This window comes from Paenibacillus sp. 05T425, assembly GCF_056396205.1.
On record NZ_JBFTLA010000017.1, the window covers coordinates 59,241 to 75,309 of the forward strand.

Sequence of the window (16,069 nt, forward strand, 5' to 3'; positions counted from 1 at the left end):
CCTTTCTATGCTTGTGCGGTTATGGCATAAAGCTCGTATCCACCATGTCGCCATAGGCGATATCGACCTTCAAATTGCCGATAAACTTCTGCATATCAACAGCGTTTTGGAATGCCGCCTCCGTAAGCAATCCATCCTGCGGATATACCTTGCTGTCGATCATGCGTTGTACAGCCTGCTCCACGACAGCGCCGTCCAGGTTCGGAAATTCCTTCTTGGCGATTTCTTTCGTTCCCGCTGCATCTGCATGAATGAAATCCAATGCCGTTTCAATCGATTTGACCATTCGTTTGACCAAATCCGGATTTTCCTCAATGACCTTCTTAGACGTATTAATCGTAGCGAACGCAAAGTCCGGATAATCCTTCGTAAAATCGTAGACGATCTCCAATCCTTGGGTAAGCCCTTGATCAAGCTGCGGCTCGTAGACGACCGCAATATCCGCTTTGCCGGCAAGCAGCGTGCCAAGCTCGGAGCCGTTCTGCACCTCGGTAATCGTGACATCGTTCTTCAAGTCGATCCCATTGTCGGCGAACAGCTTGCGAAGCAGGCTGTTCGAGCTTGTCGGCGCTATGCCTGTGACGATCGTTTTGCCAATAAAGTCCTTCGGTTCCTTAATGCTTGAACCCGCCTTGGCCACTGCCCATACCGGCGCGCTTCCCGATACAATGCTTAGCGACTGGGCATCTCCGCCCTTCGCTCTTGCGAAGGCAACATGCTCTGGGCCGTGGAACGAGAATGCCGATTCTCCGGACAGCACCGAAGCCAATGCAGCCGGACCGCTTCCCGCTGCCGTAATGGAGGACAACTCGATGCCGTTGTCAGCTAGGAAACCTTTTTCCTTCGCTACGTAGAGCGGCAGGTACAGCAAGTTATGATACACCTCGGACACCATAATCACGTCTTTGGCCGTTTCGGGTGGTGCCGTCGTCGTCCCAGTGCCAGCGTTAACGTTATCTGCTTTGCCGCCGCCGCAAGCCGACAGGAATAATGCGCTTATTAATGTAATGCCCATAAGTTTGAGTGCCGTTTTTTTCATCGTTGATCGTCTCCTTTTGTGAATAGGCTGATGTGAGCATAGACGGGATGATGCTTTCAACAGTTAAACCGATGCTGATTTCTGAGTTTGCTGCTTATTATCGTTCCAAGGCAACAGCCGCTTCTCAAGAACGCTCACGCAGGTATAGAGGAATGTCGCGACAAGCATCAGAGTGAACACGCCAACCCATACGGCCGGCAGATTGAACAGATTGCCCTCGACGAAGATCATATGCCCAAGCCCTTTGTCCGAAGAAATGAACTCGCCGCCAACGACGGATACGAGAGCCAGTCCGATGTTGATGCGAAATGCCGATATAATCCAAGGCAACGAGGAGGGCATAATAATTTTCCGGAATATTTGCAGTTTGCTCGCTCCGAACGACTTCATCAGATTAACTTGCGAGTCATCGATTTGATGTGTAGCTTGGTAAGCCGACAACAGCGCTACGATGAAGGTCGCTACCGAAGCAAGCACGATTTTCGAAAATATACCCGAGCCAAACCAAATAATAATCATCGGCGCCAACGCAATCTTCGGAACGCCGTTCAAGGCTACGACGAATGGATCGATGACCCGCGATACCGTCTTAGAGAACCAAAGCAGCAAGCCCGCGAGCGAGCCGGCGATGCTCCCGATGATGAAGCCGATAACCGTCGCTTTCACCGTAGCGTAGGCATCCGTCAATAACTGTCCGGACTGCAGCATCGCACCAGCCGACTTGGCGATTGCGCTAGGCGAGCCCAGCAGAAACGCATTTACCGCTTCGAGCCTTACGAGCGTCTCCCATCCCGCTAATACGGCGCCGATAATGGCGAAGCGCCACAGCATCGTCGTGATCCATTGCTTCAATGAAGCGACCTTATGGGGCTTTAATCGGCGGCGCTTGGCTGCCGGCAGAGCTCCCGCCGCATTCAGATTCACTCTCTGAGATGCATTAGACATCAGCTTATCCTCCCCATCTGTATATCGAGCTCTGACCATATCTCTTCAAAGTATTGCTTGAATGCCGCGTCCGTCCGCGCTTTCATCGCCGATCCGTGGCTTGCCGCAAGCCCGACCTCGTACGTTTTCTTCACATAGGTCGGCCGCTTGCTCATAACGAAGACCCGATCGGATACCGATATCGCTTCTTCGATGTCATGCGTGATGAGTACGCCTGTCTTGCCCTCGTTTTTCAATATCGATAGAATCTCGTCTTCGAGCACAAGCCGAGTCTGATAGTCGAGCGCCGAGAACGGCTCGTCKAGCAAAATAATATCAGGCTGCGTTACAAGCGTACGAATCAGCGCCACCCGCTGCCTCATACCGCCGGACAGCGTCGACGGATAAGCTTTGGCGAAGGAATCAAGACCATAACGTTCAAGATAAGCCATTGCMGTGTCGGAACGTTCCTTCTTCGATAACCCTTTGACTTCCAATCCAAGCGTCACGTTGTCCAGTATCGTCCGCCAAGGAAGAAGCAGGTCGCGCTGCATCATATATCCGACATGGCCCGTCGAGCGTCCGATCTCCTCGCCGCCGACTACGATCTTGCCTGAGCTGGGCTCGATCAAACCCGCTATAATATTGAATATCGTGCTTTTCCCGCAACCGCTCGGTCCGACGATACTGACGAACTCTTGTTTTCGAATATCCATCGTAATGCCGCTAAGAACAGGAATGGCATCTCCCTCCGCGTTCATGAACGACTTGGTTACCTGTTGCACGCTAATCGCCGACTGCCCCGCATCGCCCCTGCCATATGCCCTTAACGCTTCACTTCGGTCAATCGTCTCCGTTACTCCCATCATCTCAGCCCCTCTCCAATGCTGCATTCGCGTTTATGTTGTGTTAGGTTATCTGACATATCGAACATAAACCTATCTTATCGATTCGGCTCTCGAATGTCATTAGTTATAACAAACAGAAATCAAATGTGAATTTAGTTGTTTTAACTATATTTTTCGTTCTTTAATAACGGCTCAATCGCAAAAGCAACCTGAAACCGGAAGCTCACCTGCCAATCCTTAAGCGAACGGCCGATCAGTCTTTCCGCCTTCTCAATGCGATAGATGACCGTGTTGCGATGAACGAACAACGCCTTGGCCGTATCGTTGATTTGGCACTGATTCTCGTAAAATATTTTCAGCGTGCGCAGCATTTCGTTCTTCTCTTTGTCATCCTTGCGGATCAGGTCCTTAAACGCCTCCACGTAAAACCGCTCCAGCTCGTMGTACGGCAGCAGCCGCAGCAGCCGCCCGATATCCATCGCATGATACGACTGCGCGAATCTTTTCCGGTTCATTTGCCTGCCTGAGCTAAGAGCCTTAATTGCCTCCTTGTAGGACAAGCCCAAATCGAGTACGTTCGTGAACGGATTACCGATTCCAAACGAGAAGCTAAGCTGGTCCGCATCCCACATGCGCTCCGCGGCCGCCTCCAGCCCTCTGGCAAACGCCGTCTCGTTCCAGTCAGGAACGGAATGCTGGACAACGATACCGAACAGGTCGTTTTTCGTGAACATAACGAAAGGTATGCCAAGCTTAGCCAACTCACGCTTAATGGCTTCGTACTGGGCATCGCGTTCCACGCTGAGTCTCTCCTCCGAGGACCTGCTTGCGCTTGTTATCGACCACTCGGGCTGTTCGTCCAGCTTAGCTACAATCAGAAATGCCTTGCCGTCGGCCGTCAATCCGTATTTGCCGCCGCGATGCAGCACCTCTTGCTCCGTGCCGAGATGACCTTCGATCAAATCCGAGAAAAACTCATTTTTGTAACGGCGAGAGCGCTCCTTAACCGCGTGTTTCTTCGTCAGCTCCAGCCCGATGACATGAGCCGCTTGCTCGAACGCAAGCGCGGATAGGCCGGATATCGTATGGTCGTTATGGAAGGAGAGCAGATAGCCCTCATGCCGGTAAGTGTGAATGGGGAATAGCTCGGCGTGCCGGAAGCCTTCAGCCCGAATATGCGGAAAACATACGGATAGCGCCGACTCCGAGGCTGGAAAACTAGCAATCGCCGCCGCGGCTAGCTCAGGCAGCTCCTGAAGGGCCGGTTCATAGAGCCCGGATGACCTCGCGAGCGGCTGAAGCTTGACGTTCAGCAGCAGCACGGGCGAAGCCAAAATATCGGCGAGCGCATCGACAATGCGCCCAAGTCCATCGCCCTGCATGATCATATCGGCGAACTGCTTATGGATGGTCAGAGCATAATGAAGCTCCTCGTTTTTGTTCTCAAGTATGATGCTGATCGATTGCTGAAATATTTCGCCGAGCGTCGATTCGATCAACGATAGCTCAATAATCGGAAAGTGAAGCCGATTCGCCTCGTCCAGCACCTCCTGCGGAATGCTCATGGAGAACCGTTTCGTCTTGATTGCAAGACCGGCGCAGCCCTTGCGGTGCATGCTTGTAATGAAATCGATGAGAGCATCGGGTCTGTCCTTGAGCAGGTAACCGTTCGTTAAGAGCAAGTCGCCTTTTTTCAAAAAGGTGACAATGTCGGGCGCGTCCATAATATTGATGGACTGCACGTCGTGAATCGTAAGCCCTTCATGCCCGGCAATGACGTCCGCGGCAATTAAAACGGGCGTTTTGAGCAGATCGGATAGTAACATCAAGATCAACACCTTTCACATTATGTTATAAAAACTAACATTACCTTCCCAATGTTGTAAAGCGGCGTTTGTGTGAATGAACTAAAAAGCCCCTGCTCTTTTGATTAAATTAACCAAAAGAGTCAGGAGCATCTGGCAGCTCAGCCTATCGCTCAAACGTCGAATTATGACGTAAATTTAAGATTGACTATTGCTAATAATTGCTGTAGTTTCTATTTGTAGCAAATACATTAATTAGTTAATGAGTATATAAACATTATGGATTCAATTTCTAACTCCACGCATAATCAGCCTCTTTCTTCTTTGAGCATCATCACTTTTCAATTGAATGTAAGCGTTGTCAAACTACAAATAGGAGGTGATCGCAAGCGCCCGAGAAGTGGCGTTACGACCAAAAAAATGGGTTAAAGGAGCGTATCGAAGATGTTCAAACCAAGAAAGAGAATTGTTACGTTGCTTCTGCTGTCTGCCATGCTTGTATTCTCATCCGTATTTCCGGTATATGCCGCGACATGGAATTTGACGGGGGATACGAATGTACACGACCCCGCCTATATCAAGGAAGGCAGCACGCATTGGGTATTCAGTACCGGCTCCGGACTTCAAGTACTCTATTCGACGAACGGTACGACATACAACCGCTCCCTGCCGATCTACACATCAAGACCTTCGTGGTGGAGCACCTACGTTCCGAACCATACAGGGCTTGATGTATGGGCGCCAGATATTTTCTACTACAACGGCAAGTACTACCTGTACTACTCCATCTCCACTTTCGGCTCCAAAGTTTCCGCGATCGGCCTAACGACAACAACCTCCATCTCCGGCGGTGTATGGACAGACCAAGGCGTCGTCATCAGCTCCAACAACTCCACCAACTACAACGCAATCGACTCTAACATCATGCAAGACGCAAGCGGCAACCTATGGATGGTTTTCGGTTCCTGGAGCAACGGCATCTACATTACGGCCATCAGCAAAACAACGATGAAGCCAACGGGCAACGCTTACCGTATCGCAACCAAGTCCGGCGGCATCGAAGGCGCAAGCCTCGTCTACAACAGCAGCACCGGCTATTATTACTTATTCGTATCGATCGGCGTATGCTGCAACGGCACGAGCAGCACCTACAAGGTAGCCGTCGGACGCTCAACGAGCGTGCTTGGACCTTATTACGATAAGAACGGCGTCGATATGAAAAACGGCGGGGCAAGCGTCATCGACAGCGGCAACAGCGCTTGGGTCGGACCAGGCGGCCAAGACGTCAACGGCACGAACGTCATCGCCCGTCACGCGTACAGCGTAGCGGAGAATGGCGCTCCGAAGCTGCTCATCAGCGATCTGTACTGGGATTCCAGCGGCTGGCCTTACTACTAATACCGTGCTGCCGAGGTCCACTTCTCCCTAACGGACTCAGATGACCTTAACGGGATACAAATTGTCTGTTTTCGTTTGTTACGGACAGAAGTGACGCTTATATCGCCAATAATGGCTCTTTAAGCCTCTCTAGCTAAGGATAGGGCCACCTCAGTCCGTAAGCGTCCCTTTTCTCTTATATTCAGCTTATTAAGGTTCCCAGTGTCCGTTACAATGAACAAATCTACTTCGCCGTAGAAAAAAAAGGACTTTTCCCGGGTCTCTGACCTCGGAAAAGTCTTTGCTATATCGTCCCGCGCGACCGTCCGGCCCGCCTCCGCCCGACAGCAAGTGCTAAACTTGGATATCTAGCTGGCTGCTTAACGAAATAGGGCCGCCTGCCCCGAATCGTTTAATGTCAACCTCATATACGTTGCCTTGTATAACAGCCGGAAGCTCCGCCCATATGCGGCTCTGCTTCATCTCCATGGCTTTTCGAACCCCGTCCCCCGCTTCGTACACGGTTAGGAAAATATGATCCCCTGCATATAACGGCAGCTCCGCAAGCGGAATGAAGCGGTACGAATCCCGATCAATCAGATGGCGCATGACAGCTTCAGGCGCTTTAAGCTCTAATGCGTTATACAGATTGTACCCGCCTCTGCCCCAGCGATTGCCATACACAACGATGCCTTCGGCCCATACCTCGATGACCGATACCGTCTCGCTCGGTCCAATGACGCCGGCTAATGTTTTTCTAAGCCGTAGCGCTTTCGATTCGTAACGCGAGACCCATTGGGCGGCTTCCTTGCGCTTATCCAGCAAGTCAGCCAGCTGGTGGAACTGTTCGATCGGCGTTCTCTCCCCATAAGGCATGACGATGACTGGAGCAATCTCCGAGAGCGTCTCTTTATCGCTGTCCTCGCAGCCAATAATGAGGTCCGGCCTCAGACTCAGCACACGCTCGACTGTCGTCGGCTGCTCAACGGACTCGATTCCCGTTACAAGCTGCTGCAGGAAAGAATGCACCATAATGTTGCTCGTCGCGCCAACCGGACGTATACCGAGCGCTAACAAATGGCCCAAATATTGCGTAGCGAACAGCTTATGCTCATTCCGTCTGCTTTGGGAGTAACGGCCTGGCGATATGCCGAACGATTGCTTGAATTTGCGGTTAAAATAAAACTCGTCCTGATAGCCGACCTCGCGGGCCACATCCTGCACGCGAGCCCCCGTATGAAGCAGAAGCTGCTGCGCTCGGCTCATTGGGGGGTGAAGCTTAACCTAATCGTTTAAGCTTAATAGGGCAAGCTGTTTCCTTCAAGATGCGCCTTGAGATTCATAAGCGACATCGTGTAGCCCTCCTGGGTCGGCATTGCCTGCTCCTCTGTCTCGTAGCCCGTCTCTGTTATCGTAACGGTTGTTCCGCCATTCTCCTCTTCAAGCAGGAAGGAAGTGATCATCGCGGGTCCTTCCGATTCGAACTCCCACCGGAGCGCGAACCTCTTCAGCGGCTCCGCGGCCACGATAACAGCCTTAAGCGTGACAACATCGGCTCCCGTATGATACTCATTCGGTGAATGGCGGAAGTAAACCGCTGCACCTTCCTGCAGATCCGGCACATCCCACGGCGAGCCGGGAGAATACCAATTCGTCAATTGCTCCCCTTCCGTCACGGCTCCCCACGCACGCTCCTTAGAAGCATCAACCCATATGCTGCACTCAACGGTAACCTCACTGATGTCGTTCGGATTATTTAGCTCGCTCATCATAAACCCTCCACATTTCGGTTATATTTATACTCGCTCATTCTAGCTTTGCGGTTAGGCAAGCGCTAGTCGCTTGCCCGTATGCAAGCCGCTCGCGGCGGCCTGCGATAATGAATGCGTGATACCCGAGCAATCGCCTGTCACATACAGATTGGCGATAAGGGATTCAAAGTCCTCCGTCGTGTCCAGCATAGGCGCGTAGAACTTGGCATCGACGCCATACACAATCGTATCCTCATCGACAGTTGTTCCGAGCAGCCGCTCCAGTGCTTCAATGAAAGCAAGCGATATCCGTATATAGCTATCCGGCAGCTCTTCAATGAGATTGCCCCAATCCGCCTTCAACGTCGGCTTGATGCGGTTGCTGGCACCGCTGGATTCCGACGTTCCCCGCCTTTGCTGCAAATCGCCCAACCGCTGAGCGACGATGCGGTCTCCCCCGCGATTGATCACGCCAATAATCTGACGCGCGAGGTTATCGGCTTCTTCAAGCGTAGAGAAGTAACTCGGCACGAACAAAGTAAAATTCAAATTCGCCGTCCCCTCGCCCTGCTCCCGATAATTTTGGCCGTCAGCCATGACGAGGCCGTCTTGGAATTTCCGTATGACTCTGCCGCTTGGATTCATGCAGTAGGTCGTAGCGGATAGCCCCTCCCACTCGTATCGCAGCTTCGTTTCGAACTGATCTTGAAGAATCGCGTCTAGCTGTCCTCCGGACATTTCGAATCTTAGGCCGATATCAAGCCTTGCAAGCTGCTGGGAGATGCCTAATGCTTTGCATTGACCGGACCACCATTCCGTTCCGCTTCTTCCCGTCGAAATAATGAGTTTCTTCGTGATTATTGGATCTCGGCCAGCAATCGTTAGCTCGAAGCCATCTGCATGCTGGCGAATCAGACTGACCTCCGTCTCAAAAAGGAAGGAGATGCAACGCTCCAAATCCTCGAACATCGCCTGCAGCACCTCATTGGAAAGCGCTGACCCTAGATGTCTCGTCTTCGTTGCAAGCACATCGAAGCCCGCTTCGCTTGCTCTCCTTGCGAGCGAAGGATTTACGGTGCTATACGTGGCCGCTTGTCCTGCTCCACAACTGCATAATATATCGTCAACCTCGTTCATAAGCTGCAAAGCATGGTCATACCCTACTTTCGCCTCGAGGTCTCCTCCAAAGTCGTTCGTGTAGTTGTACTTCCCTTCCGACTTGCCTAAGCCTCCGAAGCCGACGTACTTCGCGCAGGCGGTGCAGTTGCAAGCTTCACCCTTATCGAGCGGACAATTCCGTTCGTTGAGCCGTTTTCCTTTATCGATCATTAATACATGCTTGTTTGCTGCAGCGAGCGCATGAGCGGCGAATATTCCGCTAACCCCTGCGCCTATAATGACAACGTCGAACAACGATGTTCCTCCCCCGGTGCATGCCGTCCGCATTGTATTTCGGACGATTCCTTTGTTATATTTGGATTATACCGATATAATGCAAGTGGGGCTAGTCAAAGGCTGCCCTTATACTATAGAACGCGCAGGTGACTACAATGATTGAAGTAAAGACATCACAGCTCAGTAACGGAGAATTGAATAGAGGCGTATTCGCAACAGTCGATATCCCCCAGGGAGTCGTTTTTCATCAAGCACCCGCACTTCCTTATCCGAACGAGGAACATGTACACTTAGAGAAAACGATTTTCGCCGATTATGCATTCGAGTTCGGCGAGAACCACTCCGCCTTGCTTCTAGGCTATGGAATGTTATTCAATCACTCCTATACGCCTAACACGCACTACGACCTTAATTTCGATAATCTCACCGTAGATTTCTACGCCTTTACCGACGTTAAAGCCGGAGATGAACTGCTGATCAACTACAATGGCGAAGTTGACAACGAAGATCCGCTTTGGTTCTATGAAGAGCAGGCGGCTAAAGAAGCAAAATCCGAATAAATGATAACAAGGAAGGCCGATCCGCATATGCTGCGGGTCGGCCTTCCTTGTTAACGAATTAGTTGAACCGATAGGTCCAGAAGCGCTCCGTGCCGAACCGCTCCTCCAGCTCCTTATAGCTTAGCTTCTTGTCGCCAGTCCCTTCTGGCGGCGGAAACTGCGAGCGATGCGCGGAGATCGAGGCCAGCTTGGCTTTCAAGAAAGGTTTAACGTCTTCAAAGACATCGGGACTTCCAATCGCTTCTTGATGGTTCTTGGAAAAAGCGATGCCGTACACGACCGGCCGCTTCTCCTTGGGCATTGCCCCTATGATACGAACGACGGCTTCGCCGCAAGCATCATGATCAGGATGAACGCTATAGCCAGGGTAGAAGGTAATCACGAGTGACGGGTGCAGCTCCTCGATAATGGCGGCAATCGGCGCGTCCAGCTTTGCATGCGGCTCGAACTCGACCATCTTGTCGTGAAACCCTAGTAAGCGCACATCTTGAATGCCGATGGCTCTGCACGATTCTTCAAGCTCCAGCTTGCGTACGGCCGGAAGCGTCACCCGATTGGCAAAGGGAGGTACGCCCATATTCCTCCCCATCTCGCCGAGCGTCAAGCACGCATACGTAACCTGCGCGCCTTCGTGAATATACTTAGCCAGCGTGCCCGACGTCGAGTAAGCCTCGTCGTCCGGATGCGGGAATACAATGAGAATGCGATCATGCTTCATTGTTCACTTCACCTCTCCCTTTAGAACGGCGTACGGCTGAGCTGCAACGCCACAACCAGCTTGCCTTGGCCGTCATGCCCTGCCATAATAAGCCGCTCCGTATCGCTTTCTTCATAATGAGTAAGCCCTTCGGAATAGATCCAACCGCCTTCTGTCTTCAATCCTACGCGATAAGGCCCGCTGCCGGCGATCGATCCGTGGGAATATCGGATAACCGCATTGCTGATGAAGTTGGCCGCCGGATGCCTAGAGCTATCGAAGTGACTCGCATAAGCGCCGGACGTCATCTCCAAGTGAAGATACAAATCTTGATCCTTAAGTTTATCGATTGCGCTTTGAACCGTCCMTGGATGGATTGGATTCATCGTCGCACCTCCATATCTCATACTTGAATGAGGCTTGCTATACAAATTATAGTTTAACACATTCTAGGCCGTTTCTTCTCCCCCTCCTACCAACAATAAAGCCGCTTCGCCTCATGCAGAGGGAAGCGGCTTCTCTTTCTTATACGCTGCCAAGCCAAATGATGCTGGCGGAAGCGCTTGTGATCAGTTGGTTAATCAAATTCGGATAAATAATAGTTGGACTAAGCTCAATTGCCGGCTGGATGGTACCCGTTGGGAACAAAGGCCGAACTTGCAGAACGTCGCCCGCGGCCAATCTTACGATGACGGAAGCTCCTATGCTTGTAATCTGTTGATCTTGGAAAGCAGCAAGGCCGGAGGTCGTAGAAGGAACTAAATTATTGTTCACGAACAAGCCGAAAGCACAGTGGGTCTGCCCCGGGATAGGCAGGAATGATACTTGCCAACTCAGTGAGTAATCCCCGGCAATAGGAACCGTAATCGAAGTCGCTGTCGCCGTTATGCCTCCCACGGCTATGGAGCCTGCCTGATCGAATTGATTGAATCTCACAAGATCACCTGGCACCAAATGCTGGGCACCCGTATCGAAAACACTCGCATAGACCGGTGAGAAGGTCCCCGCAGGTCCTTGAATCCCTTGAATCCCTTGTATGCCCTGTGGTCCTTGGGGTCCTGCTGGCCCTTGAGGTCCCGGAGGGCCTGGAGGCCCGTTCTCATTAATAATCGTGTTGATATTGTTGATTACGTTAATAATCGTATTCATTTGCACGGTCGTCATCGTAATATTTTCAACAGTCAAGAACAACTGATTAATAACGATTTGGACTTGAATGGATTTATCCAAAATCGACGTTTCGATCTCATCCAGCAATCGGATAATCTCTCTAACCAGCTTTAATAGCAGTGAAGTGTTGCATAGACGGTTGCGTTTCAACCAGTCTTCTATTCGTATCATTTGCACGCGCAATGTACGGTTGCTAGCTAGACTGCTCTCACTTAGCGCACTCGGGAGGATTCGTTCAATTGATCTCAATACGTCTATGAGTCTGTTCACTTCTTCGAAGGGCAATCTAGTAGAGCAATGATGTTTCTTCTTATGCTTACATCTCTTGCTTCGCTTCTTCAACCCCCTTAACTTGGCAATCGATTTAGTAACGGACACCTTTCCACCTCCTGTGTAATCTCTTATACACTATATGAAGGTAGAATAGATTCGTCGTCCGCCCTTGTCCCTGCCTTTCATAATTAGGCTGCTATAATTCCATGATATTGATAGCGTATTGATAGCAACCCCAGCTATTCATCGGATACGCCTAATGCTTTGTTCTTTTCTTTAAATCTCTCATTATGCGACGATACATATGCCATCTTTGGCGCTTCGGGATCCATATACCGCTTGGCGCTGTTAAGCGCTAACGCCGCATCGGTGAACGCTCCTGCAATGAGATTGAGCTTGCTTTCGTAATTGGCGAAGTCGCCCGCTCCGAAGATGCCCGGCAGGTTCGTCTCGAGCCTCGGACTGACGAATACGTTCCAATCGTCCATATGAAGCCCCCAATCCTTAATGCCGCTAAAATCAGACTTCAGCCCGTGGTTGACAATAACCTCGTCAACCTCCACCTGACGCGACTCCCCCGATTCGATATGAATGATCGTCACACGTTCAATCGTCTTTCCGTTACCGCTATATAGCTGGGTTACTTCATAAGGTGTGAGCACATCAACAGACGACTCCTTCATCCGAACGATGTTTTTCTCATGTCCGCCGAAGTGATCGCGCCTATGCACGACCGTCACCTGAGCAGCGATCGGCTCCAGTTCATTCGCCCAATCGACCGCGGAATTTCCTCCGCCTGAAATAAGCACGCGTTTCCCTCTGAAAGGCTCCAGCTCCTGCACCGTATAGTGAAGATTGGACACCTCATAGCGTTCAGCCCCTTCCAGCTCCAGCTTCGCCATCCGCAGAATGCCCCGACCGATAGCCAGAATGACCGTACGCGTCCAGTGCCTCTCACCCGTTGCTGCTTCCAAAATATACGTACCATCGTCTTGCTTCTCTAATCCGATAATATGCTGCCCAAATACGAGAGTAGGGTCAAATGTCTTCGCCTGCCGCGCCAATTGATCGATTAGCTTCTCGCATAGAATCGGAGTTACGCCGCCGACATCCCAAATCATTTTCTCGGGATAAATGAGCATACGCCCCCCGAGCTCTTCCTTTGCCTCGATCAGCTTCGTTTTCAAGTCTCTCATGCCACTATAAAAAGCAGTATACATCCCCGCAGGGCCACCGCCGATAATCGTCACATCGTACAATTCAAGCTGCTCAGTCAATTGATGTCCTCCTCCAGCCGGCTCCAGAAACGTCCATGCTATGATAATCATTATCAACACAATTGTAGCTTTGGCTGCACTACAAAAACAATGGACAAAATCGACTGTTGCTTTGTACAAAATGAGGGGAGCGGAGCTTTCAGCCGCAAGCGAAAGAGAAGTTAAGCTAATGCTCGCAAAATATCATCGATTTTTTTGCCGTTGGAAATAATGCCGTTGTTCATCCAGGTCAGAAAATCAACCTCGTAAACACGGTTGTTGCGTACGGCAGGCAGATCGCGCCACTCAGGTTGCTCCAGCAGCTCTCTCTCCGCACCTTCTGCCTGGCTGTGCCACTTATCGAAAGTAATAAATAGATGGTCAGCGTTTAACGCGCCTAGGTCCTCTCTAGAGAGATTGAACATGCCCGGCGCATTCGCTTTAGAAGCTACGCCTACAGCGGAATGCGAACGCAAGCCAACATCGCCGTAGAGAACAGTAGAAACAAAGCCGTGTCCTTGTTCCGTATATTGAATAATGTGATCCGCCGAGATACGCAAGAAAGCGACCGTTTCTCCTTTCATGGCCTGACTAAGCGTATGGCTCGCGCTCCGGGCTTTGGAATCATAATTCGCGATTGCATCGTCAGCGAGGTCCGTCCGTCCGAAATAGTCGGCGACGGTACGCAGCACCTTCCGCCAATTGTCGCTTTGCTCGCGTAGGATGCACGTAGTGGATATACGGCGGCACTCCGAATATTGCTGTTGTTCATAGCGATCCATGAGCAGGATCAAGTCCGGCTTATAGCCGGAGAGTGCGTTGAAATCACCGCTATGCTCATCGAACGTCGGAATGTGGCTTAAGCCCAAGTAGTCCTGTTTCCCCCACTTCGCATGCCAATACTGGACGATAGGCTGCATATCAAGTGCCACTATGAAGTCCTCCAAATAAGGCGCGACTACTCTAAGCTGTCCCTTGCGGCTGCGTCGGTATTGTCCGGGCGATATGCCTACTGTCTGCTTGAAGCGGCGATTGAAATAATATTCATTGTTGAATCCCGCATTCAGCGCAATATCAAGCAGCTTGTCATCGGCGCTTGCCAGCCACTTCTTGGCTTGATTGATCCGTACTTCATTTAAGTATTGGAGCGGCACCTGACCCGTTGCCTCTTTGAACAGACGGGTATACTTCCAGCGATCAACACCGGCCAGAGCAGCGAGCTCCTCCACGGTCAGAAGCTCACGGTAATACTGATGAATATGCCGCAAGCTTAGCTCTACCCCATGCCGCTCGCCGTCCGTTCCCTTATCCTCATCAGCAGCAGGTCGATTTTGGCGGAATAGAAACAGCAGCAATTCTTGAAATCTCACAAACCGTTGGAACCGTTCGAGCTCGTCGCTTGCCCCTCGGAGCCCATATAGCTCGTCGAGCAGCTCCAGCGTCTTCGCGAACGGCGTGCAGGCTAGCTCTTGCTTCTCCGGCAACAGGCTGTACGCACCATCATGGCCGCTCGTTACGAAGCACACTCGATAATAACTGAAGCTCGAAGCCTCTTGATCAATAGATAGGGATTTCCCAGGCCTCCGCAAATAGCATTTACCTTGTCCCGTCCCGTTCATTATGAATATCAGTTCAAAGCATTCCTCATCGTTTCTATCGCTGTTTTCTAGTTCTCCTCGATCCGCTTGTTCACCCGCTGGGATCAAGTCGATTGATTGCAGCACATATTGGACTGAGGGAGCAGCTTCAGCTTGTTTGCCCTGTTGAATATCCATCGTCAATATCAACCGCCTTTTAATTGATATTCATTCTCAATGAATATAGTGTAAAACAAAACGAGCCGCTCATCAACTTTTGTTGAAAAGCGGCTCTTGCCCGAACTTTTAATTGCTGCTAGGACGCCAGCAATCGAAGCAAATCATCCATCTTCAAGCCGTTGGCTGTAATGGCTCCCGTCTGCCAATACGATCTCTCTACGGGATATACATGGCCGTTCTTAAACGCAGGAACGGTCTGCCATAACGGATCTGCCTTCATTTCCTCAAGCGCCTTCATGTTGCTCTCTTCCTCCCATGTGCCGTTGGACGGAAGCAAAATAATATGGTCCGCGTCAAGCTCCGGAATGACCTCCTTCGATAAGACGATATTGCTCTCCGTCATCGCCTCGGCGAACCCCGGCGCCTTTAGGCCAAGATCCTCATACAAGATTTGTCCAACAAACGTGTTGTGAATGCCGAAAATGTTAATCGATTTGTCAACGACGTTCATCCGCAGCACGACAATCTTCTCATCGCCGATCGCGGCGTTCAGCTTCGCCTTCACATCGACAATGCGTGCCTCATAGTCAGCGAGAACTTGCTCCGCCTTGTCGCTGAGACCAAGCAGATCGGCGATTAAAGTCAACGTTTTGCGTGAATCCGCAAGTACGTCGTCCGGCAAGCGGAACGTCGGCGCAACCTTCGAGTAAAGCTCGTATTGGGCCGCATCGACCTCGCCGGCACCGATAATCAAGTCCGGCTCAGCCACGAGCAAAGCTTCAATACTGCCGGTCACATCGAACAACGGCACTTCCAGCTTCAAATAATCCTGCTTGCCCCACATAGGGTTATAATATTGCACAATAGGCGTTACCCCAAGCGCAACCAAATAATCTTCGCGATAAAGAGCACTGACCCGCTTCGGATCTGTCGGTATCTCTACCTCTCCGAATCCGTCGGTTACGACGCGCGTTTCTTTCTCGGCTGGCACTTCACTTGGCGTTGCCGTTGCCTGTACTGGCTGTTCGGTAGTCGCATTGCCCGCCGCTTGCTCGCCTGCCGCGCCGCAACCTGTCACCGTAATCATTGCCGCCGCAATGAGCGATATCCATCCTGTCTTCATAAACCGCCGTCTTGCCATGACTAAATCCACTCCCATAAGCTTTATGTTTTGCAGCAAAATAATTCATTCATTTATAATGATAATCATTATCATT

15 protein-coding genes are annotated in these 16,069 nt (G+C 51.0%); 2 read left to right on the forward strand and 13 right to left on the reverse strand.

Translation table 11 applies throughout. The features are described 5' to 3' along the window. Window positions 1-19: 19 nt before the first annotated feature. The 4 genes from AC1DF0_RS28050 to AC1DF0_RS28065 all read right to left on the reverse strand — a co-directional run bounded on the left by AC1DF0_RS28050 (window position 20) and on the right by AC1DF0_RS28065 (window position 4,637). Complete coding sequence (locus AC1DF0_RS28050; protein ID WP_442049650.1) at window positions 20-1,039, reverse strand: ABC transporter substrate-binding protein; 1,020 nt, start codon at window positions 1,037-1,039, stop codon at window positions 20-22. Window positions 1,040-1,102: 63 nt separating this feature from the next. Next, window positions 1,103-1,984: an ABC transporter permease gene (locus AC1DF0_RS28055; protein ID WP_442049651.1), complete on the reverse strand. Its 882-nt coding sequence runs from the start codon at window positions 1,982-1,984 to the stop codon at window positions 1,103-1,105. After that, complete coding sequence (locus AC1DF0_RS28060) at window positions 1,984-2,832, reverse strand: ABC transporter ATP-binding protein (RefSeq protein WP_477576665.1); 849 nt, start codon at window positions 2,830-2,832, stop codon at window positions 1,984-1,986. The genes AC1DF0_RS28055 and AC1DF0_RS28060 overlap by 1 nt, the downstream gene beginning before the upstream one ends. 140 nt (window positions 2,833-2,972) lie before the next feature. Beyond that, window positions 2,973-4,637, reverse strand: coding sequence for a PucR family transcriptional regulator (locus AC1DF0_RS28065; RefSeq protein ID WP_477576667.1), 1,665 nt, complete (start codon window positions 4,635-4,637; stop codon window positions 2,973-2,975). 423 nt (window positions 4,638-5,060) lie between these two features. On the opposite strand from AC1DF0_RS28065, the gene AC1DF0_RS28070 reads away from it, so the two are divergent. Continuing rightward, window positions 5,061-6,014, forward strand: coding sequence for a family 43 glycosylhydrolase (locus tag AC1DF0_RS28070; RefSeq protein ID WP_477576669.1), 954 nt, complete (start codon window positions 5,061-5,063; stop codon window positions 6,012-6,014). Window positions 6,015-6,347: 333 nt separating this feature from the next. On the opposite strand, the gene AC1DF0_RS28075 is transcribed toward AC1DF0_RS28070, so the two are convergent. The 3 genes from AC1DF0_RS28075 to AC1DF0_RS28085 are packed head-to-tail and all read right to left on the reverse strand — an operon-like array spanning window position 6,348 to window position 9,157. Further along, window positions 6,348-7,259, reverse strand: a complete 912-nt coding sequence (locus tag AC1DF0_RS28075) for an ABC transporter substrate-binding protein (RefSeq protein ID WP_442049655.1) — start codon at window positions 7,257-7,259, stop codon at window positions 6,348-6,350. Between the two features lie 32 nt (window positions 7,260-7,291). Next, the gene (locus tag AC1DF0_RS28080) at window positions 7,292-7,765 is read right to left on the reverse strand and encodes an SRPBCC family protein (protein WP_477576672.1); all 474 of its coding nucleotides are present in this window, start codon (window positions 7,763-7,765) and stop codon (window positions 7,292-7,294) included. A 51-nt stretch (window positions 7,766-7,816) separates the two neighbouring features. Beyond that, on the reverse strand, window positions 7,817-9,157 hold the full coding sequence (locus tag AC1DF0_RS28085; RefSeq protein ID WP_477576674.1) for an NAD(P)/FAD-dependent oxidoreductase: 1,341 nt from the start codon (window positions 9,155-9,157) through the stop codon (window positions 7,817-7,819). A gap of 137 nt (window positions 9,158-9,294) precedes the next feature. Between AC1DF0_RS28085 and AC1DF0_RS28090 the strand changes: the two genes are divergently transcribed. After that, a complete protein-coding gene (locus AC1DF0_RS28090) occupies window positions 9,295-9,699 on the forward strand; it encodes an SET domain-containing protein-lysine N-methyltransferase (protein WP_475821992.1) in 405 nt (134 codons plus the stop codon). Between the two features lie 58 nt (window positions 9,700-9,757). Here the strand turns inward: AC1DF0_RS28090 and bshB2 are convergent, their stop codons facing one another. The 6 genes from bshB2 to AC1DF0_RS28120 form a co-directional block, all read right to left on the reverse strand. Beyond that, complete coding sequence (gene bshB2 / locus AC1DF0_RS28095; protein ID WP_477576676.1) at window positions 9,758-10,417, reverse strand: bacillithiol biosynthesis deacetylase BshB2; 660 nt, start codon at window positions 10,415-10,417, stop codon at window positions 9,758-9,760. Window positions 10,418-10,437: 20 nt separating this feature from the next. Further along, window positions 10,438-10,782 carry a YojF family protein gene (locus AC1DF0_RS28100; RefSeq protein WP_477576678.1) on the reverse strand — a complete coding sequence of 115 codons (345 nt, stop codon included), beginning with the start codon at window positions 10,780-10,782 and terminating at the stop codon, window positions 10,438-10,440. Window positions 10,783-10,921: 139 nt separating this feature from the next. Further along, complete coding sequence (locus tag AC1DF0_RS28105) at window positions 10,922-11,944, reverse strand: hypothetical protein (RefSeq protein WP_477576680.1); 1,023 nt, start codon at window positions 11,942-11,944, stop codon at window positions 10,922-10,924. A 134-nt stretch (window positions 11,945-12,078) separates the two neighbouring features. Further along, entirely contained in the window at window positions 12,079-13,116 is a 1,038-nt protein-coding gene (locus AC1DF0_RS28110; protein WP_477576682.1) for an NAD(P)/FAD-dependent oxidoreductase, read from the reverse strand. A gap of 161 nt (window positions 13,117-13,277) precedes the next feature. Then, window positions 13,278-14,870, reverse strand: coding sequence for a helix-turn-helix domain-containing protein (locus AC1DF0_RS28115; RefSeq protein ID WP_477576684.1), 1,593 nt, complete (start codon window positions 14,868-14,870; stop codon window positions 13,278-13,280). 118 nt (window positions 14,871-14,988) lie between these two features. Further along, the gene (locus AC1DF0_RS28120) at window positions 14,989-15,993 is read right to left on the reverse strand and encodes an ABC transporter substrate-binding protein (protein ID WP_477576686.1); all 1,005 of its coding nucleotides are present in this window, start codon (window positions 15,991-15,993) and stop codon (window positions 14,989-14,991) included. Between the last annotated feature and the right edge of the window lie 76 nt (window positions 15,994-16,069).

What these genes read in the sequence shown, in the direction of transcription:
- AC1DF0_RS28050 (WP_442049650.1), bottom strand. Translation starts at nt 1,039, where the DNA reads ATGAAAAAAACGGCACTCAAACTTATGGGCATTACATTAATAAGCGCA.
- AC1DF0_RS28055 (WP_442049651.1), bottom strand. Translation starts at nt 1,984, where the DNA reads ATGTCTAATGCATCTCAGAGAGTGAATCTGAATGCGGCGGGAGCTCTG.
- bshB2 (WP_477576676.1), bottom strand. Translation starts at nt 10,417, where the DNA reads ATGAAGCATGATCGCATTCTCATTGTATTCCCGCATCCGGACGACGAG.
- AC1DF0_RS28115 (WP_477576684.1), bottom strand. Translation starts at nt 14,870, where the DNA reads ATGGATATTCAACAGGGCAAACAAGCTGAAGCTGCTCCCTCAGTCCAA.
- AC1DF0_RS28120 (WP_477576686.1), bottom strand. Translation starts at nt 15,993, where the DNA reads ATGGCAAGACGGCGGTTTATGAAGACAGGATGGATATCGCTCATTGCG.
- AC1DF0_RS28080 (WP_477576672.1), bottom strand. Translation starts at nt 7,765, where the DNA reads ATGATGAGCGAGCTAAATAATCCGAACGACATCAGTGAGGTTACCGTT.
- AC1DF0_RS28070 (WP_477576669.1), top strand. Translation starts at nt 5,061, where the DNA reads ATGTTCAAACCAAGAAAGAGAATTGTTACGTTGCTTCTGCTGTCTGCC.
- AC1DF0_RS28090 (WP_475821992.1), top strand. Translation starts at nt 9,295, where the DNA reads ATGATTGAAGTAAAGACATCACAGCTCAGTAACGGAGAATTGAATAGA.
- AC1DF0_RS28075 (WP_442049655.1), bottom strand. Translation starts at nt 7,259, where the DNA reads ATGAGCCGAGCGCAGCAGCTTCTGCTTCATACGGGGGCTCGCGTGCAG.